This is a genomic window from Chitinophaga sp. G7 BAM 1005 (assembly GCF_057126945.1).
In genome coordinates this window covers 61,673-83,409 of the sequence record NZ_CP181478.1, presented here as the reverse complement: position 1 = coordinate 83,409, position 21,737 = coordinate 61,673, and the positions used below count along the sequence as shown (strand labels likewise).

At 47.4% G+C, this 21,737-nt stretch carries 18 protein-coding genes; 9 read left to right on the top strand and 9 right to left on the bottom strand.

Translation table 11 applies throughout. From position 1 onward, the window contains the following. Window positions 1-105 precede the first annotated feature (105 nt). A complete protein-coding gene (locus tag ACMXI2_RS00365; protein ID WP_483779765.1) occupies window positions 106-2,094 on the top strand; it encodes a tetratricopeptide repeat-containing sensor histidine kinase in 1,989 nt (662 codons plus the stop codon). A gap of 12 nt (window positions 2,095-2,106) precedes the next feature. Beyond that, the gene (locus ACMXI2_RS00360; protein ID WP_483779764.1) at window positions 2,107-2,745 is read left to right on the top strand and encodes a response regulator; all 639 of its coding nucleotides are present in this window, start codon (window positions 2,107-2,109) and stop codon (window positions 2,743-2,745) included. Between the two features lie 41 nt (window positions 2,746-2,786). Here the strand turns inward: ACMXI2_RS00360 and eboC are convergent, their stop codons facing one another. From eboC to ACMXI2_RS00330, 6 genes are all read right to left on the bottom strand, one after another. After that, the gene (eboC, locus tag ACMXI2_RS00355; RefSeq protein WP_483779763.1) at window positions 2,787-3,707 is read right to left on the bottom strand and encodes a UbiA-like protein EboC; all 921 of its coding nucleotides are present in this window, start codon (window positions 3,705-3,707) and stop codon (window positions 2,787-2,789) included. A gap of 54 nt (window positions 3,708-3,761) precedes the next feature. Beyond that, entirely contained in the window at window positions 3,762-4,748 is a 987-nt protein-coding gene (locus ACMXI2_RS00350) for a TatD family hydrolase (protein WP_483779762.1), read from the bottom strand. Between the two features lie 23 nt (window positions 4,749-4,771). After that, on the bottom strand, window positions 4,772-5,671 hold the full coding sequence (locus ACMXI2_RS00345; protein WP_483779761.1) for an EboA domain-containing protein: 900 nt from the start codon (window positions 5,669-5,671) through the stop codon (window positions 4,772-4,774). A gap of 434 nt (window positions 5,672-6,105) precedes the next feature. Beyond that, window positions 6,106-7,641 (bottom strand): FG-GAP repeat domain-containing protein, encoded by a 1,536-nt coding sequence (locus ACMXI2_RS00340; RefSeq protein WP_483779760.1) that lies wholly within the window; start codon window positions 7,639-7,641, stop codon window positions 6,106-6,108. Between the two features lie 111 nt (window positions 7,642-7,752). Beyond that, entirely contained in the window at window positions 7,753-9,531 is a 1,779-nt protein-coding gene (locus tag ACMXI2_RS00335; RefSeq protein WP_483779759.1) for a RagB/SusD family nutrient uptake outer membrane protein, read from the bottom strand. Between the two features lie 32 nt (window positions 9,532-9,563). Next, entirely contained in the window at window positions 9,564-12,800 is a 3,237-nt protein-coding gene (locus ACMXI2_RS00330) for a SusC/RagA family TonB-linked outer membrane protein (protein ID WP_483779758.1), read from the bottom strand. Between the two features lie 604 nt (window positions 12,801-13,404). Here ACMXI2_RS00330 and ACMXI2_RS00325 point away from each other — a divergent pair. Further along, window positions 13,405-13,779, top strand: a complete 375-nt coding sequence (locus ACMXI2_RS00325) for a transmembrane 220 family protein (RefSeq protein WP_483779757.1) — start codon at window positions 13,405-13,407, stop codon at window positions 13,777-13,779. A 239-nt stretch (window positions 13,780-14,018) separates the two neighbouring features. Here ACMXI2_RS00325 and ACMXI2_RS00320 read toward each other — a convergent pair whose 3' ends face one another. Beyond that, window positions 14,019-16,256, bottom strand: a complete 2,238-nt coding sequence (locus ACMXI2_RS00320; RefSeq protein ID WP_483779756.1) for an alpha-L-rhamnosidase N-terminal domain-containing protein — start codon at window positions 16,254-16,256, stop codon at window positions 14,019-14,021. A gap of 136 nt (window positions 16,257-16,392) precedes the next feature. On the opposite strand from ACMXI2_RS00320, the gene ACMXI2_RS00315 reads away from it, so the two are divergent. From ACMXI2_RS00315 to ACMXI2_RS00290, 6 genes are all read left to right on the top strand, one after another. After that, complete coding sequence (locus ACMXI2_RS00315; RefSeq protein WP_483779755.1) at window positions 16,393-16,932, top strand: DinB family protein; 540 nt, start codon at window positions 16,393-16,395, stop codon at window positions 16,930-16,932. 66 nt (window positions 16,933-16,998) lie between these two features. Further along, window positions 16,999-17,739 (top strand): 3-oxoacyl-ACP reductase family protein, encoded by a 741-nt coding sequence (locus tag ACMXI2_RS00310; protein WP_483779754.1) that lies wholly within the window; start codon window positions 16,999-17,001, stop codon window positions 17,737-17,739. A gap of 170 nt (window positions 17,740-17,909) precedes the next feature. Further along, window positions 17,910-18,086 carry a hypothetical protein gene (locus ACMXI2_RS00305; protein ID WP_483779753.1) on the top strand — a complete coding sequence of 59 codons (177 nt, stop codon included), beginning with the start codon at window positions 17,910-17,912 and terminating at the stop codon, window positions 18,084-18,086. A gap of 82 nt (window positions 18,087-18,168) precedes the next feature. After that, a complete protein-coding gene (locus ACMXI2_RS00300; protein WP_483779752.1) occupies window positions 18,169-18,621 on the top strand; it encodes a MarR family winged helix-turn-helix transcriptional regulator in 453 nt (150 codons plus the stop codon). A gap of 65 nt (window positions 18,622-18,686) precedes the next feature. Further along, window positions 18,687-19,121, top strand: a complete 435-nt coding sequence (locus ACMXI2_RS00295) for a DoxX family protein (protein WP_483779751.1) — start codon at window positions 18,687-18,689, stop codon at window positions 19,119-19,121. A 31-nt stretch (window positions 19,122-19,152) separates the two neighbouring features. After that, window positions 19,153-19,740, top strand: a complete 588-nt coding sequence (locus ACMXI2_RS00290; protein ID WP_483779750.1) for a YceI family protein — start codon at window positions 19,153-19,155, stop codon at window positions 19,738-19,740. Between the two features lie 61 nt (window positions 19,741-19,801). On the opposite strand, the gene ACMXI2_RS00285 is transcribed toward ACMXI2_RS00290, so the two are convergent. Beyond that, on the bottom strand, window positions 19,802-21,085 hold the full coding sequence (locus ACMXI2_RS00285) for a DEAD/DEAH box helicase (protein WP_079469594.1): 1,284 nt from the start codon (window positions 21,083-21,085) through the stop codon (window positions 19,802-19,804). 120 nt (window positions 21,086-21,205) lie between these two features. Continuing rightward, window positions 21,206-21,730: a YceI family protein gene (locus ACMXI2_RS00280; RefSeq protein WP_079469595.1), complete on the bottom strand. Its 525-nt coding sequence runs from the start codon at window positions 21,728-21,730 to the stop codon at window positions 21,206-21,208. Window positions 21,731-21,737: the final 7 nt, after the last annotated feature.

The window sequence follows — 21,737 nt, the reverse complement described above, 5'->3', positions numbered from 1 at the left end:
TGGTTTTTCTGCCATTACCCGCCGGGACATTCATTGTGCGTGATAACCAGTAACCTTGAATTATTAACAATAAACAACCCTCCGGGTTGTAAAAGTGTATCAGAAATGCTGAGAATATTACTCTTAGTTTGTTGTATTTCGTCAGGCAGCAATGGGATTTTACGGGCAGCACCGGCTGTTGCGGCCGATAGTGTTTTGCAAACAATTAGCCGGCAACCAAAGGATACGCAACAAGTACAGGCGCTCATTGAATATGGCTGCCGGCTTTTTCCTTACCAGCTTGATAAGTCGGCTGCCGTTTTCATGCGTGCGTTACGGATCAGCAGGCAACTGGGTTATCACAAAGGGGTGGCCGACTTTGCCTGTTACTATATGTACATCCAGGATATGCGGGGGCAGTATTTGCAGTCGCTGTACATGCTGAAGCAGGCGGTGATCATTTATGCGTCGCTGAAAGACACCCTTAACCAGGTGCGGGCTATCAGCTATTGCGGGATGGAATACCAGCAGATGGCGAATTTTCCTGCTGCCGCGGCAGCCTACCTGGAAGCGCTGAAACTGGCCGATGCGGCGAAAGACAGCGCCAGCACAGGCATGATCATTAATTATCTATCGGATGTTTTTATTTCCCTGGGAGATTTTAAGAAGGGATTTAACTATGCGGCGCAGGCTTATGATCATGGGCGCAGACTGGGGAGTAATTCGCGCATGGCATCGGCCCTGCTCAACATGGGAGAAAGTAAAAGCAGGGAGGGCAACCATACGGCTGCCAGCGGGTATTTCAGCCGGGCGCTGGAGCTTGGTAAAAAAGCGGGCGACCAGCTGCTGGTGCTGAATGCACTTACCGCAACAGGCCGGGTGTACACGGATCTTTCGCAACATGAGCAATCCTTACGGACCTACGAAGAAGCCCTGCTTATTTCCACCGATGATCCGGGGCTTGAAAACCGGATGCAACTATACAGGGGGTTTGCCAATGCCCTTTACCGGAGCGGGAAGCATCTCGCTGCCGATGTCTATCTCCGTAAAACAATTACCCTGGCCAGGCAATATTATGCGGGCGATGAATTAAGGCGGGCCTACCTCGCCGCGTCCGACAATGAGGCTGCGCAAAATCATTACCAGCGGGCCTTTCAGCTGCGTAAAGCTTATGAGCAACTGAATGATTCGCTGGTAGGAAACGCCACCCGGCTAAACGTGCAGCAGCTGGAAATGCAGTACCAGTCTGAGAAAAAAGACAGGGATCTGGCGGAGAAAAAATTACAGCTGATACAGAAAGACCTGCTGCTGCAGCGGAAGAACAGGTGGATTGGTTTCATCTTTACCAGCGTGGTGCTGATCCTGGTAGTGTCTTTCCTGGTATGGCAGAAATTACTGCACCGGCACCGTTTACAAAAGCAGCAACTCCAAACCCTGGAAGTAGAAAAAACCGTACAGGTGCTGGAAGCGATGATGCAGGGCGAGGAAAAAGAGCGCACGCGGTTGTCGAAAGATCTGCACGACGGTGTTGGCGGGTTGTTATCTGCGGTGAAGATGCATTTCTGGGCGCTCAAATATGAGCGTGCTTTCCTGCAACAGGACAAGGGATTTAACCATGCGCTCAGCATGCTGGACGACGCCATCGGGGAAGTGCGTAAAACGGCGCATAACCTGATGCCTGAAATCCTTTCCAGGATGGGGCTTGCTGGGGCGCTGGAATTATTTTGCAATAATGTGAGTCACTCCCGTGAGTTGCAGATCACCTTTTATACCTCCGGCGATATGCAGCGGTTCAAAGGCAATTTTGAATTATCCGTATACCGGATTGTGCAGGAGCTGATCAATAACATCATTAAACATGCCTATGCTACCGAGGCGCTGGTACAGCTTACACAACACGATCAGCTGCTTACCATTACCGTAGAGGATAATGGCGTTGGTTTTGAAAATATAGCGAAAAGCACTACCGGTATGGGATTAAAGAATCTTCATACCCGGATCAAATCATTAAACGGGCACCTAACGCTGACGGCTATACCGGGTTGCGGTACTACGGCCTATATAGAATTTAATATTGCCATTATGCAGCTGATGGAAGTGCAGCCGTCATTTTAATTTTAACAGCATATGAGTATCAAACTGGCTATAACAGACGATCACCTGCTGGTGATCAGCGGCATCAAGGCGATGCTGGCGCCTTATCCGCATATTTCCGTTGTTTATGAAAGCAACCGGGCGGGTGCGCTCATGGCGGCTTTGCCAGCCATACAACCGGATGTATTGCTGCTGGATATCCAGATGCCTGAAATTGATGGCATTGAGCTTTGTAAGCAGGTGAAGAAAAAGCATCCGTCTGTAAAAGTGATTGCGATCAGCAGTTTTATGGAAACGCACTATATCAGGCAGATGCTGCGTAATGGCGCCACCGGGTACCTGTTGAAAGGTACCGACCCGGAAACGCTTATCCGTGCTATCGAACAGGTACATGCCGGCGAACAGTTCCTCGACGAGCTTATCAGGCGCCAATTGGTAAATGAAGTGATTACCGGCCAAAGGCGCAGCAGCTATGAGATCCCGCTTACACGCCGGGAAAAGGAGATCCTGAAACTGATTGCAGACGAGTATTCCAACCAGGAGATTGCGGACCTGTTGTTTATCAGTTTGCGTACCGTAGAAACGCACCGGTTAAATCTTACGCAGAAGCTTGCCGTGAAGAATACTGCCGGGTTGGTGAAAGAAGCGATGAAGCGGGGAATAGTGGAATAGCTGCAGGTACCCGGCGGTTGGCCGGATACCTGTGAAAGTGATCAGGTGACGGCAAATATTTTACCCAGCACCAGTGATATTGGTAACAGTAATATTACTGCGATAGCGAAAGGGATGGTAGCAAAAGCGGCTACCCAGGCTGCATTCATGGCAATCAGCGCAATGATTCCTCCTTTTACCGCCTTTCCTATATTTGGTCCTGAAGGGTTTTTCATGGCTTTGAAAAGCGGTACATTGATCATGAAAATAAACAACCCGATAAAAGGCAGCGCCAGCCAGAAGTGGTGGTGCAGGTAAGCCAGGACTCCCATTGTGATATATACCAGTGCATAACATGCTGTGGTAAGGCGCAGGCTTTTCACGCTGCCGCCGTGTACTTCTCCCCTGCTAATGTTGGTAACGGCAGCGATATAGATAATGGGGATGAATCCCATCCACCAGTATGTTTCCAGCATTTCCGGTACGATGCTGATGCCTAACAGGAGGTTAAGTCCGCGGCAAAGTCCCATGTTGAGCGGGCCGAGGAAGGAATGGTGTTTTCCCCACTTATTATAAACGAGTGCGCTGGCAGCTACGCCAATGGCGAGCCAGCCTGCATAACCGGTGAGCCGGCCTACTGAAAAGGCCGCCAGGATACCCACCAGGAGCAGGTAACTACCGAGGATGATGGCTTGTGTTTTTGAGATAATGCCGCTCGGGATCGGCCTTTCCGGGCGTTCTGTGCTATCCAGTTCTGCATCAAATACATCGTTGAATACCACACCACCACCATATAAGCCAATGGTAGCGAGGCAAAGGCATACCACCGGAAGGGTAAAATCCAGTGTGAGCGTGCTGAATGTAACATTTATAAAATAGGCCGAAATAGCAACGCCTGCCAATATATCTGCTATTGCAGTTACGATATTGGCTGGTCGCGTCAGGCGCAGATATCCAATCAATTTGCTAACAATATAACTCACCGTGTAATTAGGTTTTCATGGTTCATTGCCAGCAGAAACGAAGCTGTCAGGCCGTTACCGGATGATGGTCGTGTTTTTATCAATTCGAGGCTGCTGTCCTCCCCGTAGTATAGAGCTTCCGTTAAATTTCTCACTTTGATCAATATTTGCTGCTACATCAAAATCTGCTTCATTCATCTGGCCGCTCTGTGCAAAGGCTTTTACAGCATTGGTGTAAGTTACCAAATGAATATCATTCAAGTCAATACCACTTTCGTGCATTAAAGCGGCGGTTTTTGGAACGGCGAGGGGATCGCTGATACCCCAGTCGGCAGCGGAATTCACCATAATACGTTCACTTCCATACTGTTTAACTACTGCCACCATGCGTTCATTCCCCATTTTAGTGAAGGGATAGATGGTAAACGCAGCCCAGAAGCCACGATCGAGCACTTCTTTGACTGTTTCTTCGTTATTATGGTCTACAATGATCATGTGAGGCTCCAAACCATGTTCCAGGGCAATATCCATACTGCGCTGGGTTCCCTTTTTCTTATCGCGGTGGGGGGTATGTATTTGTACGGGGAGGCCGGCTTCTTTAGCCAGTTCCAGCTGGGCGCGGTAATATTTTTCTTCGAGGGGGGTTTGGTCATCGAAACCGATTTCGCCCACGCCTACAACACCTTCTTTATAAATAAACTGTGGTAATATTTCCATTACAGCTTCCGCGAGCTTTTCGTTATTGGCTTCTTTTGAGTTGAGGCCAATGGTGCAATAGTGTTTGATTCCGAACTGGGAAGCACGGAAACGCTCCCATCCCAGCAGGCTGCTGAAGTAATCGCGGAAGGTATCCACGCCGGTGCGTGGTTGTCCGAGCCAGAAGGCGGGTTCAATGAGTGCTACGACGCCGGCATCGGCCATTGCCTGATAGTCGTCGGTAGTACGGGCGGTCATATGCACATGCGGATCAAAGAAGCGCATGCCTTTTATTTTATTAAGATAAGCGGGACTATAGGTGAGTGGTTGGAGATCTTTCTCTGTTAAATCGTGGATTCCGCACATATCTGATCGGTTTTAGTGTTGATTTATTTAATTATTTTTTGCGCCAGGGTATCCCAGGAGATACTACCAGCCTGTATTTCCGCCTGCAATGCCGGATCTGAGGCCAGCAATGTTTTAGCGGGTTCAAAGTGGCATTGTGCACAAACCAGTGCTGCGGCTTCTTTCTCCGCGCTGTTCAGGGAATGCCAGATACGGGTAATATCTGCAAAATTACCTTCTCCCACAAAGTTCACCAGGATCCGCCACTGCATGGGATCGAGCGTTCTGCCGGCGGCCCACCTTTCGTGGGCAAAATCCACCAGGATACCTGCCAGTGCAGCGTTGGCCCTTTCATCCAGCCCGGTGATCAGGTGTAATGGTTTATCAGTAAAGATGGCTTTCATTACCAGCTGATTCCACGCGGGTTCCGGGAGATACTTAGCGGGGTAAGGATTGTGCAGCATAATGGCTTCCTGTACAATACCAATATTGGACCGGATGCCTTCCGATGTGCGGGCGATCCATTCTTCCGGCCAGGGCAGCAGCGGGAGTGCGCTGTACAAGGCGGCCAGTTCATTCATTTCCGCGCCATTGAACAGGTTTTCCAACACTTCCAGGTACGCAGATTTGTTTGCTACCGGTAATTGCAGCAACCACCACACCCGTACGAGGCGGTCTAACGTCCATCCACGTACGAAAAATGAAGGCAGCAGCGCCTCCAGCTGTTCCTGTTCCGTTGTGGAAATACGGATCATTTCCTTACCTGTGAAACGCGGGATAGCTGTGAAAGTTTGATTAAACTGCGGGATGGCACCGGTTTGCTGATGTAGCTGCAAACGCTGTTGCAGCCAGTTATTCGCTTTTTCGTTTCCGTTGTTCCTGATGATCGTACTAAGCAGCGTGCTCACTTTATCCTGATCGTATACATATTCAGCCACTGACATATCCTGTTTAAAATAATAATGCTGATTTCCCAATAAAATTAACCAGTAATAATGGGATTTTCAGAATCCGGCCACTTTTTTATGATAGATGGCAAAAAAAGAAGAATAAACAGCTCACATTAATGGTTGAACGATGGAGTATACCAAAATAAAAGAGAGGCATTACTGCCTCTCCTTCCGCCATTCTAAAACCTGATTATACATCAGGATATCTTTAAACTGCGAGGCCTCTGACGACAGGCATAACGCAATCAGGTATATGTTGGGAAAACGCCGATCAAGAACGATGGTACTTTAAAGATCTGTAATATATGAGTGCTCTCTCTATAAGTTTAGATCCGAAATAAAGCAAAAATGCACATAGCAATAAATACGGCCGTAAGATACATATTTCTCCTTTCATTCCAAATAAACAAGTGATTTTTACAATCCATTTAATGTACAGCATTGTTCTGTAATACTATAAACGGCTGATACTCTTTCCAGTCAGGCTTATAATCATCAAGTATGATAAAACCCTGCGCGTAGTTTCCAAGTACTATATCCTGGTCGCCATCGTGATCATAATCTTTCACATCCATGCAGATCCACCTGCCTTCCTTCTCCAGCGGCGGAGAATGAGGGATAAACGTAAGTGGTTTATTTCCACCTTCAAAGAAAATAAATTTCTCTTCCGGCCGGTGTTTAAAATCGGCAAAAAAGGCGATGGAAGCAATATCTAATTTACCATCCCCATTAAAATCAGCTACTACGGCCTTTGTACAGCCATTCACGGGGTAATGCCATGCCTCGGTGTATTTATTATTTCCGTCATTCAGGTAGACGAATATTCCGTGGTAAGGTTTAAGCACCATAGAAAAATCTGCATTATCACCGCAGGTATATAGGATGTCCTGCTTTCCGTCGCCATTAAAATCTGCGAGTTGAAAGCTGGTAGAACCATTGATGGGCGGGAATCTTAGCAGGCTGGTAGATACAAAGCCCCCTTTCCGGTCGTTTTCAAACAACCAGATGCCTTCATCACCGGCGGCAAACAGCACCATAAAGTCCGTATAGCCGTCGTGGTTAAAATCGCCGGTTTCCGCATGAACAGCGCCGGGCACTTCCCATATGGGGAACTGTTTGTAGCTGTGGTCCGGTAACTGTTTCAGCCAGTACAGGCCGCCCTGGTTATGTCCGAATGCGCATACCAGCAGATCGGGCAGGCCATCTTTATCAAAGTCTGCCTGCAGGGTTTGTACCGGTCGTTTCAGGAATGCCATGAGGTCGTGCTGCCTGCTTTGAGCGTCATTGGGCCGGATGCTGGTAATAATACCGGCAGGCGCGTCCAATGCCCGCATATTGCCTATTTCTGTGAGTATGGCCTGTTGTTGCGCGGCAGTATCTTTTACAAAAAGTATATCGACGGCGGGAGATGGTAAACTCCGTATGTTAACGACTTGTAAATTTTCGTCCCATTGCGTGAGTGTGCTGGTGAGTCCATCGCTGGTCATGAGGTGACCATTGTCCGGGTTAAAGGCCACCATTGTGGTAGCTACCGGGATGGTATCTTTCAGCACCGGGTGTTTCAGTGTAAAAAAGGACCAGTCGCGTTGCAATGGCTGCGGCACTTTTTCTGCGGGCAGTTTATCCGGGGCGGTATGTTCATAGTATGCCACCAGTAATTCCCAATCCCGGATCGAAATAAGCCCTGGTTTTTCGCCGGGCATCGGCGGGTAATAGGAATGCTCCCCCCATACTTTAATGCCCAGTTTGGGCGCCATAGCGGGCAATACGTGCTTTAGCCAGGTTTCCTTATCCAGGAGGGCGGGAGACACCGGCAAATGGCAACCGGAGCAGTATTTATCTGCCAGGACTTTTCCTTTTTCTTCCCTGGTAGGCGTGTGGCAACTGATGACGATGACAAAACAGGCGGTGAATAAAAATAAAGCGGCGAGACAATACCGGTTCCTCATGGGTTGATTGGTCATCAGTGAATATTTTAACGGGTATTGTAAAGTACTAAAATGTTATATAAAAACGAATGCAGCGAAAAAGATCCGCTGCATTCGTTATGTTTAAAAAAGCGACAGATATAGCTATTAGTAATTCGGGTTCTGATCGAGTACTTTTTGCCCTCCTACAATTGTCAGATCGATCTGGCGTTGCGGGATGGGGAAGTATTCATTTTTCCCTTTTGTAAAATGTCCGCCTTTCAGGTCATCGGTGATGGCTGATTCGTATTGAATAAAGGCATTCAGCGCCACATCGGCAATGCCCCAGCGTACGAGATCGAAGAAGCGGTGGCCTTCTGTAGCCAGTTCCAGTTTGCGTTCAAAATAGATGGCTTTTAATGCCTGGTCCTTACTGGAGAAAGTAGCTGTGTACCTGCCTATTTTGTAATTGGCCGCCATTTTGGTGGCATCGAAGCCTAACATTGGTTTGGTATCATCCAGGTATTTATGCAGCCAGTTTTCAGGGTGATTGATCATCCTGTCGCGGATCTGGTTTACCAAACCGGTAGCTCCCGGGAGGTCGCCGGTTTGGGCGTGGCATTCAGCTGCCATGAGGATAACGTCGGCAAAGCGGATCAGCAGTACATTGATCGCTGAACCGGGCGCCCAGGAGTGTGCATCTTTGTATTTGTCCTGGTTAAACTGCCAGTACACCATTTTCTTTGGCGCGTACGGGCCGGCATATTTCTGGTCCCTGATCCAGTTAGCACCGGGGTGATTGCCCCAATCGTGGTAAGGAAGTCCGCGGCGGCCAACGGTCCAGTCGAGACGTGGATCCAGTGTACCTGTTTCCGGTGTGAACGGTGTGGTAGACACAATGCCCTGATCGTTTTTCACCGGGTTTGCGTTCCAGGTGTCGAGGTTAGGCAAACCGGTAGCGGGATCTGTGCGATAGGAGTTTACGAGGTCCTGGGTGGGCTGATAAAATCCGCAGCAGCCGAATGGGCTGTTGTACGGGAAGTTCAGCATTTCACCCTGGTTCGCATTGGCGATGGTATTGGTACCGTCATTTGCGGTCATCTGGATGGCAAATACGGACTCTGAATTATTCTTTTTGGCGGCATCGAAGTTGTCTTCGAATGCGTTTGTGAGGGCGTATTTAAGACCATTGGAAGTAACGCCTGAGGCAATTGCCTGATCAAACAGCGGCATTGCTTCCGGGTATTTTTTCTGATACAGGTATGTTTTGGCCAGGTAGATCTGTGCCGCCCATTTATTTGCTCTTGCCACATCACTTTGTGTAGGGGGCAGGTTATCTGCTGCAAATTTAAAATCTGCTTCAATAAAAGGCCAGATATCCTTATCATTTTTGATACGCGCCTCGATAGTTGTATCTGTGACATAAGGTACTTTATTGAACAGTTTTTTCAGTTCAAAATAGTAGTGCCCACGGAGGAAACGGGCTTCTGCTTCCACCTGTGTTTTTTCGGCGTCGCTCATGTCTGTTGCCTTTGGCAGTGCTACCAGTACCGCATTACAACGGATCACACCTTCGTAAACAGCTCTCCACTTAGTATTGAAGAAACCGTTGCTGGGATCTACTGTGAATTTAGCGATAGGGTCAATACCGGGTTGGTCGCCACTGAAGCTACCTTTGTGTGAATCGCCACCGGCCACGCTGCCGTAGATCCAGTTGGTAGGAGACGCTTCCCAGGGTCCGCCGCCACCGAGTGCTGCCTGGGCGGTTTGCTGCCCGTCGAGCGAGGCGTAGGCGCCTACCAGTAAATAACCAATACCGGCTTTATTCGCCACAATTTCATCACTGAGGGATCCGAGTGGTCCCCGTTCGAGGAAGCTCTTTTTACAAGCACTGATTCCTACTGCTGCCAACGCAAGAATTACACTTAAATATCGTAATGTTTTCATTTTTCTCAATTTTACTTTTCAGGAAAAAATTATCAGAATGTTACATTCACGCCGAGCAGGTACTGACGCTGATTAGGATAAGCTCCTTCATCCACACCGAAGTTGCTGGTACCACCGGTAATTTCAGGATCTATACCTGAGTATTTGGTAATGGTAAACAGGTTTGCGGCCTGGCCATATACCCTGAACTTTGTGATACCAATTCTCTGGAGTACGTTACTTGGTATGGTGTATCCCAGCATGATATTTTTTGCACGCAGGTAAGAACCATTTTCAACAAAATAAGAGTTGGGTACGTTGGAGGTACTGAAAGACGGAGATGTTTCCTGGATGGGCGCTGTAGCGTTCTGACGGGTTGGCAGCCAGGAATCATACAGGGCTGTTTTGCTCTTCGCACCTTCGAAGGAAGGATAGAAGTCGGTCCACCATTTCACCTGGTTCCAGATCTTGTTACCTTGTACGCCATATAAGAACATGCTGAAATCCCATGCTTTATAAGTAAGCCCGATATTGAGGCCATAACTGAACTTGGGATTGGGATTACCCAGGTAAGTACGGTCGGCTTCTGTAACCCTGCCGTCGCCATTCACATCTGCATATTTGAAGCGGCCTGGTTTTGTGTCTGTCTGGTATACCAGTGAATTATCGTTATACTGTTTCCTGGTGGCTTCGTTTGCGGCATCTATTTCTGCCTGGCTGTTCCAGAATCCATCTACCTTATAACCAAAAAATTCGCTGATGGCTTGTCCAACCGCATTACGGATAATAAATGTACCGTTAAACCGGCGTTGTTCCATATCGAAATAAGGCGCTCCATCTGATATTTTAACGATTTCATTATTATAGGTAGTGAAATTACCGTTCAGGTCCAGCTTAAGATCTTTGGTAAGATTCAGGTTGGCGGTGGCAGAGAAATCAAATCCTCTATTTTTCATTTGCGCCACGTTCACAAAGGGACGGGTAGCAATTCCGTAAACACCTGGTAAATCCGGGTTAAACAACAGGTCTTTTACATCTTTACGATAGTAGTCTGCGGTAATTTCCAGGGCACCTTTGAACAGGGTTGCATCGATACCGATATTGGCGTTTACGTTACTTTCCCATTTTGCGTCCGGGTTACCGATACGCGTACGGGAGAAGCCCTGCATGATCGAGTTGCCGGTGCCTCTCAGATCGTAGAAGGAGTTTCCTTTTTCAAATCCGTAAGCTGTGAAGGCGTTTTGCGGATCTACATTGATCTGGTTACCCATGATTCCCCAGCCTCCGCGGATTTTCAGATCCGAGATCCAGGTGACGCCTTTCATGAATCCTTCCTGCGACATACGCCAGGCGGCGCTTACTGCGGGGAAGTTACCATACCTGTTAGAGGAACCAAACCGGGAGGATCCGTCACGGCGAATCAGTGCGCCCAGGAGGTAGCGATCTTTATAGGAATAGTCCACTCTGGCGAACAGGGAAAACAGTCCATCTGAAAAACGGCCGCTGTAGTTGGTAGGTGTACCGCTACCTGTACTTAGGTTGGTGAAGTCCGGATCAAAAGTAAAATAATCGAGGTTGCTTCCACCAACGGTGCGTCCCTGGTTATCGAATGCTTCAGTGCCCAACAATACTTTCAGGTCGTGTACCTGGTTAAAGTTCTGATGATAGGTGAGTGTGTTGGTCCAGGTCCAGTCATAACCACTTCCTGCGTTTTCTGTATACGAATTCACTTTATTGTTTTCCGCGTTTTCGTATTCAGGCAGTGTAAAGCTGTGATTGTTGAAAGAATAGATTTCACCGCCAAAGCTGGTACGGAGGGTGAAATGCTTCAGGATGTCTGCTTCTGCAAACACGTTACCCAACAGGCGGTTGGCCAGTGTTTTAGTGGTACCAAAACGATCCTGGATAGCTACGGGGTTACGGGCATTACCCAAACCTTTACCAAAGCTGCCCGCATAGTTACCCATGATATCATGTACCGGGATGATAGGCATTTCGCGGAACGCCATACCAATGCCGCTACCTTCCGTAAGTGCGCCGATCTGCGGGTTATTGATCAGGGAGTATTCTATGTTTTCGCCTACACGGATATGATCGGTAACATTAAAGGTACTGTTGGCGCGAACTGCGTAACGTTTGTTATAAGTGTTGGTTAATGTACCCTGCTGATTAAAGTAGTAAAAAGAGAAGAAATAGCTGCCGATATCGCCGCCACCGCCTACTGAAATATTGTGGCTGGTAATAGGCGCCGGGTTAAATATTTCATGGAACCAGTCGGTACCCGATTTGTTGGCTTTTACGATACGGTGAAAAGCATCCACATCACCAGCTACCTTGTAATTTGGATTTACGAAATAGGTAGATGGATCCGTGCCGGGATCTCCTTCCATTGCGCCCTGTGGAGCGATATAATCCGGCAGGCGTGGTGTGGCGCCGGAACCATATTGTTCATCGTTATATACAGGGTTAGCGGTGGTATTGGCAATGGCCATCCATTTCAGGTTGGCCTGTTCCTGCGGACTGAGGATATTCCATACATTTCCGCCTTTGGGTCGTTGTGTACCATAATAACCATCGTAGGAAACCTTTACTTTACCGGTTCCTCTTTTAGTGGTGATGATGATAACGCCGTTGGCTGCGCGGGCACCGTAGATGGAGGCAGCACCTGCATCTTTCAGTACCTGCATGGTTTGTACATCGTTGGGATTTATATCCGTGATGTTGGAGATGGGTACGCCATCCACTACATACAGTGGCGTATTATTTCCGAAGGTATTTACACCGCGGATCTTTACCTGTGGTTCCTGGCCCGGCTGACCGGAGCCGAGGATAGTAACACCGGAAACCTGCCCCTGCAGCTGGTTGGCTATCTGGGAAGTGGGTTGTTTGATGAGATTTTCAACTTTCACAATAGATACTGCACCGGTAAGGTCTTTCTTTTTCTGGCTGGCATAACCGGTTACTACTACTTCTTCCAGTGATCCTACTTTCTCGGTGAGAGAAACGTTTACTGGACCGGCTCCCACAACTGCTTCCTGCGGATCATATCCTACAAAGGAGAATACAAGTGTTTCGCCTGATTTGGCCATAAGGGAAAAAGTACCCGAGGGATCTGTGGCAGTACCCCTGTTGGTGCCTTTCACAAACACCGTAACGCCCGGCAGCGCATTGCCTGAAGCTTTGTCTGTTACTTTACCCGAAATTTTTGTTTGTGCTGATACGTTGTTGCCGGCCAATAGCAACAATAGGCCGCATAGAACGGCGAGTGCCTGGTAAAATTGCTTTTTCATAACGTGATTTAAGGGAAACGTTTAAGAAAAATTGTTAGTAAATAAGGATTCCTATCTATATGTCACCTTATTGAACAGTCACAACCTTGCATACAGACTTCCTACCCGCTGCATTGATTCTTTTGCGGCAGGTCAATTTTCAATAAATACAAAGCATTAGTTTTTCTTCACACGTGCATGATGCGCTACACGGTGTTAAAAAAGAAACAAGTGTCTGTTCAACAGTTAAACGATAACTACTGATATTGAATGATGAATTATACTACAAAACAAACACTGGTGGTCAAGCTGATTCAGGTCATTTGACTTTTGTTTAATTGTTTATTGATAGTGAATTCAATACGATAACTAATAATAATTGTGAGAATCTTTTGCTCTAGTAACAAACATTTCTACCTCAGATTTTGGTTCTCACGTGGAATTGTGTAATGATTTCGAATATATAACATTATTTTAGCTCAAACAAGTAGTCTTTTAACATTTTCTTTAAAAGTGACAAAATTGCAGATCGTTATTCCACTATTCCACACTGCCGGGATAAAATAATACAAGGAATATACTTTTGAAATTCTTTTGTGTATGTTTAGACCCTAATTTTTGTGCCATGAAAGTATTGAATATTGTGTTTTGCCTGATGTTCGTTTTATTTGCGGGCTTACAGTATAATGATCCTGATCCCTATATATGGATGCCCATTTATCTTTATTCTGCCCTGCTTTGCTGGTTTGCTGCCCGTAACCGCTTTTACCCGAAATGGTATATTGCCGGCATACTGGTATACCTGGCCTATGCCATTTATAAATTTTTTGACCAGAACGGGGTGGAAGACTGGTTCACGAAACATAATGCGGAGAACCTCGCCGAAACGATGAAAGCAACCAAGCCCTGGATTGAAGAAACACGCGAATTCTTTGGATTGTTCATTTGTATCGGGGCACTGGGGATAAATTATTTTTACTCGAAAAGAAAACGGGCGTAGAATCGCCTTCGGCGATTGTAAATTGTCTTGGAGCAGGATTACGCTGATTATACTGATTACGCTGATTTGATTATGTTTTGATTTTATTTTTTTGATTTTAAAAGATTAGGGGAGATGAAAGCGGATATATTCGCTTCTATCTCCCTTAATCCTTTATAAAATCAAAAAAGTAAAAATCAAACTAATCAGTATAATCAGTGTAATCCTGAGAAAGACAAAATCCGCGGCGATCCATTCGCTTACAGCGCAACCTCCTGCGGGCCTCCATGCAGGGTGATCTCTTTTCCGCGCCAGCGGAATTTCCCGGTGACACCGAACGGAACCTTAACGGCGCCGGTTACACGACTATTTTTAAACGCAAGGTCCACTTCTATTAAACCATCGGGATGCACCATTGTCGCCTTTACCTGCGGCGAAGCGCCGGGATCTGGTGCGATCAATACTGTTCTGAAGCCATAGGAAACAGACTGGATACCGGCCGTAATGCCCAACAGGAAGAGATTGGCCACCGAGGCGGTTGCCTGGTAAGCCGCTGCGTTGTTTGGTTCCAGCAGCATTGCGAGCGACTGCAATTCTGCCGGAAACGTTTCTGTGATGCCGGTTTCCTGCATCGCTTTGAAGATATAATACTTTTCGCGCAGCGATTCTTCCGGCAACTGTTTTTCAGCCAGTAACCGCTGCATTACATTCTTTACCTGCCGTGGCGGCACAGCCTGCGCCAGCACCGCCAATGCATTGGTATAACGTGAAAACGTTTTCCTGGCCGCTGTTTCCGCATACAGTCCTTTTCCGGCGTCATAACATTGCTGATACCATACTTCTCTCGCTTTATCCGCGATGCGGGTATAAGCAAGGGAATCGGCGGGCTTATCGCAATAACCCGCAATAACAGCCGCCTGCCGCAGGGCATAAAGATACTGGCCTGTGATGGGCGACAACGCCACGCCATCGTTGTAAGGCATATTGCCTGGCAGGCCGGTGGCGGGGTCCTGGTAGCGATCCATCCAACCGAGGATACTGCGGATGCCGGGGAAGCATTGCTTCGCCAGTTCTTTATCAGCCTTATAAAGCAAATAATCGTGGAGAGCACCGATCCATACCAATGCATCCGTTACCGATACCAGCCGGTCGTTTGACGGGTAACGGGAACGGACAAGGCCCTCCGGAATACGCGACTGATCTGTTTGTACCAGCGCATTTCTGAGCAGTTGATCATCTCCGGAAAAAAAACTGATGGCAAGCCCCTGTATACGGGCGTCCTGTATATATTGTAACTGCGCATTAAACGGATCATTATACAGGTTATCCTGCGCACCTGTGAGCGCCGCCCTTTTGCCGGTAGCCCACAGGGAATCTGCTGCGGCGCCGGCGGTGAAGGCCGATTTATCATTCAGCAAATACTGCGTATATACGTTATAGTAGTCGTGCAAGGTGAGCGGCGCCTTACCTGTTTCAATATCCAGCTGTACATACCGGAAGCTGCGATATCCGGAAAACATGAACTTACGGCGGGCGCCGCCATCGGGATGAACAACATCCTGTATCACGGTACTGCTGGAATATGCTGGCTGGTAAGTAATTTTTATACCGGCATCCAGTCCGCCGCTGATCAGTATTTCGGGGAAGCCGGTGGTTTGTTGCCCGGCGTCCAGCAGCAACTTAACTTTTCGTTTAGCCGGAATTGTTAGTGACGCAGTCCCTTTCAGCAGGGCTGCCTCCGCAGTAATTCCCTGTTGTGAAACAATACCGGTAAACGACTGCCGTTCCTGGTGTAAACGGCCAATGGGCGATGGTGTAAGCAGCGGCCAGTTAACCGCACTATGGCCTTGCAGCGCCACGCCTGCTCCTGCTGCTGCAGCTTCCCAGGCGCTATCGTTATATGCAGGCTGTTCCCAGCCCCAGGGATGGTACTGCGCGGTAATGCTGTCGCCCGGGAAGGCGCCATAGAAAACGTTTCCCGTAGTTCTCACTGCGGCCGGATTTATTGACTCATCTTCCATTACCTTCCAGGAAGCAGATCCGGTGTTGATAATAGCGGCTTCGCGGGATGTATGTCCCTGGATAAGCAGGCCGGTGCTGTTAGTGAACTGACCGCGCGGCTTATAGGGTCCGAAGTTGACTACTTCCGCGGCAATTACGTTGACACCATATTTCAGGTAAGGGCTGATATCAATGGTTTCATAGTACCAGTTGGCAAGGTCGGAGCGTGCGGGGCCCATGCCGGCGAAGCGTCCGTTCACATACAAACGGTAACGGTTATCCGCAGAAAGGTGGATGATAAAAGGGCCGGAATAATTGAGCAGCTGGAACTGTTTCCTGAAAAGATATACCCCATAGGCAGCCGGGGCGGCATCATTGCCGGAAATCCACCGGGCATCCCATTGGGAGGGGGTATTACTGCTCTTTTCCTGCGCGGACAGGGTGGTGGCAAATCCGATGAATGCCGGCAGCAGCAGGCATTGTAACAGATATTTCATAGAAAGAGATTGTAGGTAGTCAGGATATATTATTTACAAATATATTAAATATATTATTAAGATGACATAAGTACAGGGAGCGGCCTGCTGCCGGGAGAAAATGTTCGTATATTCATCTTCCTTAAAAACTCACCAGATGAAAAAGAATGCCATCCATCCGGACCCGGGATATTATTCCACCTATATTAACCTTGTGCCGGATGTAGATATTAAAACCGCGCTGGAACAATCGTTGCAGGCACTGAACGAATTTGACGCCGCTGAGCTGGAACCACTGGGCAACTATACCTATGGCCCCGGCAAATGGACCTTAAAAAATGTATTGCAGCATATTACGGATACCGAGCGGGTATTCTCCTTCCGCGCCCTGTTATTTGCCCGGAAAGATGTTCAGATACCGCCAACGATGGAACAGGACGACTATGCGGCAAACGCAGAAATAGATGACCGGAGCGTATCCGAAATACTGGCAGAACTGAAAGCAGTACGTGCTGCCAGCATTATGCAGTTCAGTAATTTATCTGACGCAGCGCTGTTAAGAACAGGTATGTGCTGGAAAACGGAGATGTCGGTACTTGCGTTGGGCTTTGCCATTGCCGGTCACCAGGCACACCACCTGAACATACTCCGGGAGAAGTACCTCCAGCCCAATTCTAACATGAAGGTTAGTAGTTAACAATTAGTACTCCTCTTCTTTACACGGGTTAGCCGGACTAGTTTTGCCAGCATAAAATCATTATTTATGAAACGTCTGGAAAACAAGATAGCCCTGGTAACAGGAGGTAGTCGCGGTATGGGCGCCGCCATTGTAAAGCGTTTAGCCGGAGAAGGCGCCACAGTAGTGTTCACCTATGTAAAGGGCGCAGCACCGGCAGCGGCGCTGGTAGAAGAGTTAACCGCAAAAGGGCAGAACGCTACTGCTGTAGCAGCAGACAGCGCTGATGTGGATGCAGTACTGGCCGCCGTGGATCATACGGTTAACAGTTATGGCCGTATAGACATACTTGTTAATAATGCCGGCACGGCCGTGATGAAAGAATTTTCCGAATATACGCTGGAAGACTATGAGCATACAATGGCCGTAAACACCCGTGCGGTGTTTGTAGCCACACAGGCGGCAACGCGGCATATGGGCAGCGGCGGCAGGATCATTACCATTGGCAGTTGCATGGCCGACCGCGTGGTAGGGCCGCAGGGCACCCTGTATAGTATGAGCAAATCCGCCCTTACGGCGTTCAATAAAGGGTTGGCGCGCGACCTGGGTTCCAGGGGTATTACCACCAATCTCGTACAGCCGGGACCGGTAGATACTGATATGAATCCGGCTGATGGTCCTCATGCAGATTATCAACGTCAGCATATTGCGCTCGGGCATTATGGTACGGCCACTGATGTAGCTGACCTGGTGAGCTTCCTCGCGGGTCCGGAAAGCGGGTATATTAACGGTTCCGCGTTGACAATTGACGGCGGGTTGAATAGTTAATTTATCTTATTGATATTATAAAGGGAGAAGGGAAGGCTTTAAGTTTTCCCTTCTCCCTTTTCGTTACAAATATCGTTTTGCGTAAACGAAATTCCTGATTGGATCACCCAAATGCGTTAATTAATGTCAACCTTGCTGCTTAATTAACTGACCCAATATGAACAGGATATATGACTAAAAAGCCCATTTTTAAGAAGGCCGGGGCCGCGCCATTCATTCTTATCCTGCTGATATTAGGAGGTTTGCTAACCGCCGTGCTGGCCACCAGTCTCTGGCAGGCATTGTTCCAAATTGTACTGGTTATCCCATTGGTAGTGATCACCTGGAAATTGTTGAAAGCGGAGTAAAAAACGGTTTCTCGCCCGAAAATTTGGTAGAATGAAAAATACATTTACCTTTGTTGTATAAACAACAGTTGTAGATGTAATTATGAAACTGGAAGAAGAACTGAAGCAGACCCGGTTTAAGGACGAATACCAAAAAGCCATGCTGAATATCATATTTACCGGTAACTGGCTGGAGGTTGGAGCTTCTCATATGCTGAAGCAATATGATTTGTCCAGCCAGCAATTCAATGTATTGCGGATACTTCGCGGAAGCAGGCCCAACCCGTTGAACCTGCTGGATATCCAGGAGCGGATGATGGATAAGATGAGTAATGCCACCAGGCTGGTAGAGAAATTGCGCCAGAAAGGATTATTAACCCGTGAGCAGTGCGACAGCAACCGCAGGAAAGTGGAAATTGAGATCACTGATAAAGGGCTTGCTTTACTAAAAGAGCTGGATCCCGTGATGGAAGAGAATCACCTGGAGGTAACCAGGAAACTGACCAAAGAGGAAGTGAATACCATCAATAAATTGCTGGATAAACTTCGTAGTTGATTTTTTTTGCCTTAACACTTGTATATACAATAAAAGTACAAACGCCAATAATAATTTATATCCTTATGTTTAAAAGATTGCTTCACACAGACGACAGCCTTACCTCCTTTATTATCCGTATTACTGTAGCATTAGTGATGTTACCACACGGCGCGCAGAAATTACTCGGTATGTTTGGCGGTTACGGATTCAAAGCCACAATGGGTTATTTTACATCGCAGGGCACTCCTTCTATCCTTGCTTTCCTGGTAATATTCACCGAAAGCATCGGTTCATTGCTGATCCTTTTTGGATTTACCACCAGGATATGGGCGGCCATGCTGACCATCATCATGCTGGTAGCTGCGAATATTCATTCCCCTAACGGATTTTTCATGAACTGGGGCGGCACTCAGGCAGGTGAAGGCTTTGAGTATCATTTACTGGTAATTGGTATCAACATTGCGCTGATCATCAAAGGCGCCGGACGCTGGTCCGTTGACCGTCAGCTTTCTAAATAAATAATTTATCACATTCAATAAAAAAACAACCATGAAGAAAAGTTTCTTTTTCACCACCCTCCTGGTATTAGCCAGCATCGCCTCTTTTGCACAGGTAAAATGGAATGCAGATCCTGCACATACCAGCATTATCTTTGGCGTAAAGCACTTAGGACTGAGCTATGTACAAGGTCATTTCACCAAATTCAATGGCACCATTGAAACTGCCGACAGCACTAATTTTCAGAATGCGAAAGTAGATTTCACCGTAGATGCAACCAGTATTTCCACCGGTGTAGATCAGCGTGATGGCCACCTGAAAACAGATGACTTTTTTAACGTAGCAGAATATCCTTCCATTACCCTGAAAAGTGTTTCTTTAAAGAAAGTGGCAGGTGATAAATATGTATTGCTGGCAGATCTTACCATCCGCAATACTACAAAGCGTGTAACCTTCGACGTTACTTACAATGGCGTAATTAAAGATCCGTGGGGTTTGAGAAGAGCAGGGTTCACTGCCAAGACTACCATCAATCGTCTTGATTTTGGTGTAAAGTATGCAGACAAATTACCTTCCGGTGTATGGGCAGTAGCACCTACTGTTGATATCACTGTAAACGTAGAAGCAGTAAAGCAATAGTTACAGATTTAGATAGTGTTTTTGAGTAGCGTTCCCGGTGTAAGCCGGGAACGTTTTTTTGTTATTTCTTCTTCGCTTTTTTCTTCACATTCGCCGCTGCTCTCTTCTTCACTTTCTTCTGCACTTCCTCCATTTCCCTGTTATGTTCATCCAGCAGGAGTTGCCAGTTGTCGTTAGGAATATCTTCAGAGAAACTGATGGTTTCGCGGTAATCATCTTTATTGATCTTCATTTCAGTGATTTCCTTGCCGAGGAATTGCTGAATTTCTTCGAGGATTGGTTTCTCTTCCGTGCTGCAGAAGGAAACGGCCTGCCCTTTCTGTACACCGCGGCCTGTACGGCCTACGCGGTGTACATAATTCTCCGGGACGTCTGGCAAGTCGTAGTTTACCACGTAGTCAACGTTGGGGATATCGATACCGCGTGCGTTTACGTCTGTAGTAACAAGTACTTTGATGTCGCCTTTTTTGAACTCTGCCATTACATCGAGCCGGTCGCCCTGTTCTTTGCCACCGTGCATAGTGAGGGATTTGATCCCGATACGGGCCATAGCGGCCATTACGCGTTCTGCACGTACTTTGGTACGTACAAATACAAGTATCTTACTTTCGGGAAATTCCTTGATCAGTCTTTCCAGGAAGAAACGTTTATCATCCATCTCCACAAAGGCTACCGCGTGGCTTACATTTTTAGCAACGGGATCTTTGGGAGATATTTGTATGCGGATAGGATTATTTACTACAGAATATGCCAGGTCCTTGATGTCTTTATTCAGCGTAGCTGAGAAGAACAGGGTCTGGTGTTCGCGGGGAATGTGTTTGATCACGTCGCGGATGTCGCGGATAAAGCCGAGGTCCAGCATATGATCGGCCTCATCGAGTACCAGGGTTTGCACCTGGCTCAGGTCAATGTGGCCCTGGTTGATCTGGTCGAACATCCGGCCAGGGGTAGCGATGAGTACGTCCACGCCCTTTTCCAGTACTTTGATCTGGGGGGCTTGTTCTACTCCGCCTACGAGGGCCAGGATGCTGAGTTCTGTATACTGAGCGATAGATTGAAAAACTTCTGCTATCTGGATGGCAAGTTCCCGGGTGGGCACCATTACCAGGCATTTCACTTCGTATTTATTTTTCCGGTAGCGGCGATCCTGCTGTTGCAGGCGATGCAGGATGGGAATGGCAAAAGCCGCTGTTTTGCCGGTACCGGTTTGTGCAATTGCCATTACATCATCCCCGTTGAGGATGGAGGGAATGGCCTTAAACTGTATATCTGTAGGCTTTTTAAAGCCCATTTCTTCTAAACTTTCCTTTATTTCTGAGGAGATATTATATTGTTCAAATTTCATGTGACATCATTGGAAAGCACAAAGATAGCCAATAGCTGCTAGCTTTCCTTTTTTACCAAAATGCCGTGAAGAAGAAAGGAAATCCCTTCTTCTTCACGGCATTATACTTTGCGGGGAAAGCTATTCTTTCACCAGTTGTATCTCCATGTTGAGTTTCACCTCGTCGCTGAGCACAATTCCACCGGCTTCGGTGGTGGCATTCCAGCGTAAGCCGTAGTCGGCCCTGTGCAGGCGGCCTTTGAGTGCAAAACCGGCTTTTGTCTGACCATACGGGTCTACGGTTACGCCCGCATGCACCACATCCAGTTCAATAGGATGTGTTTCGCCTTTAATGGTCAGGTCGCCGAGTAATTTGTATTTCTCGTCGTCAATTTTCTTCACTTTTTTAGACACAAAGCTGATCTTGGGATGATTGGATGCATCAAAAAATTCGCCATTGCGCAGGTGTTCATCCCGTTGATGATTTTGCGTGTCAATACTATCTGCTGCTGCCTCAAAAGAGATAGTGGCATCATGAAAATCGTCGCTTTCTGTTTGAATTTTCCCGGTAAACCGTGTAAAATATCCACTCACATTTGTAATCATGAGATGCTTAACTTTGAATCCTATTTCGCTGTGTGATTCATCAATTTTCCAGTTTGTCATAGCACAT

Excerpts from the sequence above, each read along its gene's own strand:
- ACMXI2_RS00340 (WP_483779760.1), bottom strand. The coding sequence starts at position 7,641 with ATGACCAATCAACCCATGAGGAACCGGTATTGTCTCGCCGCTTTATTT.
- ACMXI2_RS00310 (WP_483779754.1), top strand. The coding sequence starts at position 16,999 with ATGAAACGTCTGGAAAACAAGATAGCCCTGGTAACAGGAGGTAGTCGC.
- ACMXI2_RS00300 (WP_483779752.1), top strand. The coding sequence starts at position 18,169 with ATGAAACTGGAAGAAGAACTGAAGCAGACCCGGTTTAAGGACGAATAC.
- ACMXI2_RS00320 (WP_483779756.1), bottom strand. The coding sequence starts at position 16,256 with ATGAAATATCTGTTACAATGCCTGCTGCTGCCGGCATTCATCGGATTT.
- ACMXI2_RS00325 (WP_483779757.1), top strand. The coding sequence starts at position 13,405 with ATGAAAGTATTGAATATTGTGTTTTGCCTGATGTTCGTTTTATTTGCG.
- ACMXI2_RS00280 (WP_079469595.1), bottom strand. The coding sequence starts at position 21,730 with ATGACAAACTGGAAAATTGATGAATCACACAGCGAAATAGGATTCAAA.
- ACMXI2_RS00295 (WP_483779751.1), top strand. The coding sequence starts at position 18,687 with ATGTTTAAAAGATTGCTTCACACAGACGACAGCCTTACCTCCTTTATT.
- ACMXI2_RS00315 (WP_483779755.1), top strand. The coding sequence starts at position 16,393 with ATGAAAAAGAATGCCATCCATCCGGACCCGGGATATTATTCCACCTAT.
- ACMXI2_RS00350 (WP_483779762.1), bottom strand. The coding sequence starts at position 4,748 with ATGTGCGGAATCCACGATTTAACAGAGAAAGATCTCCAACCACTCACC.
- ACMXI2_RS00285 (WP_079469594.1), bottom strand. The coding sequence starts at position 21,085 with ATGAAATTTGAACAATATAATATCTCCTCAGAAATAAAGGAAAGTTTA.
- ACMXI2_RS00305 (WP_483779753.1), top strand. The coding sequence starts at position 17,910 with ATGACTAAAAAGCCCATTTTTAAGAAGGCCGGGGCCGCGCCATTCATT.
- ACMXI2_RS00335 (WP_483779759.1), bottom strand. The coding sequence starts at position 9,531 with ATGAAAACATTACGATATTTAAGTGTAATTCTTGCGTTGGCAGCAGTA.
- ACMXI2_RS00330 (WP_483779758.1), bottom strand. The coding sequence starts at position 12,800 with ATGAAAAAGCAATTTTACCAGGCACTCGCCGTTCTATGCGGCCTATTG.
- ACMXI2_RS00345 (WP_483779761.1), bottom strand. The coding sequence starts at position 5,671 with ATGTCAGTGGCTGAATATGTATACGATCAGGATAAAGTGAGCACGCTG.
- ACMXI2_RS00290 (WP_483779750.1), top strand. The coding sequence starts at position 19,153 with ATGAAGAAAAGTTTCTTTTTCACCACCCTCCTGGTATTAGCCAGCATC.
- ACMXI2_RS00360 (WP_483779764.1), top strand. The coding sequence starts at position 2,107 with ATGAGTATCAAACTGGCTATAACAGACGATCACCTGCTGGTGATCAGC.
- ACMXI2_RS00365 (WP_483779765.1), top strand. The coding sequence starts at position 106 with ATGCTGAGAATATTACTCTTAGTTTGTTGTATTTCGTCAGGCAGCAAT.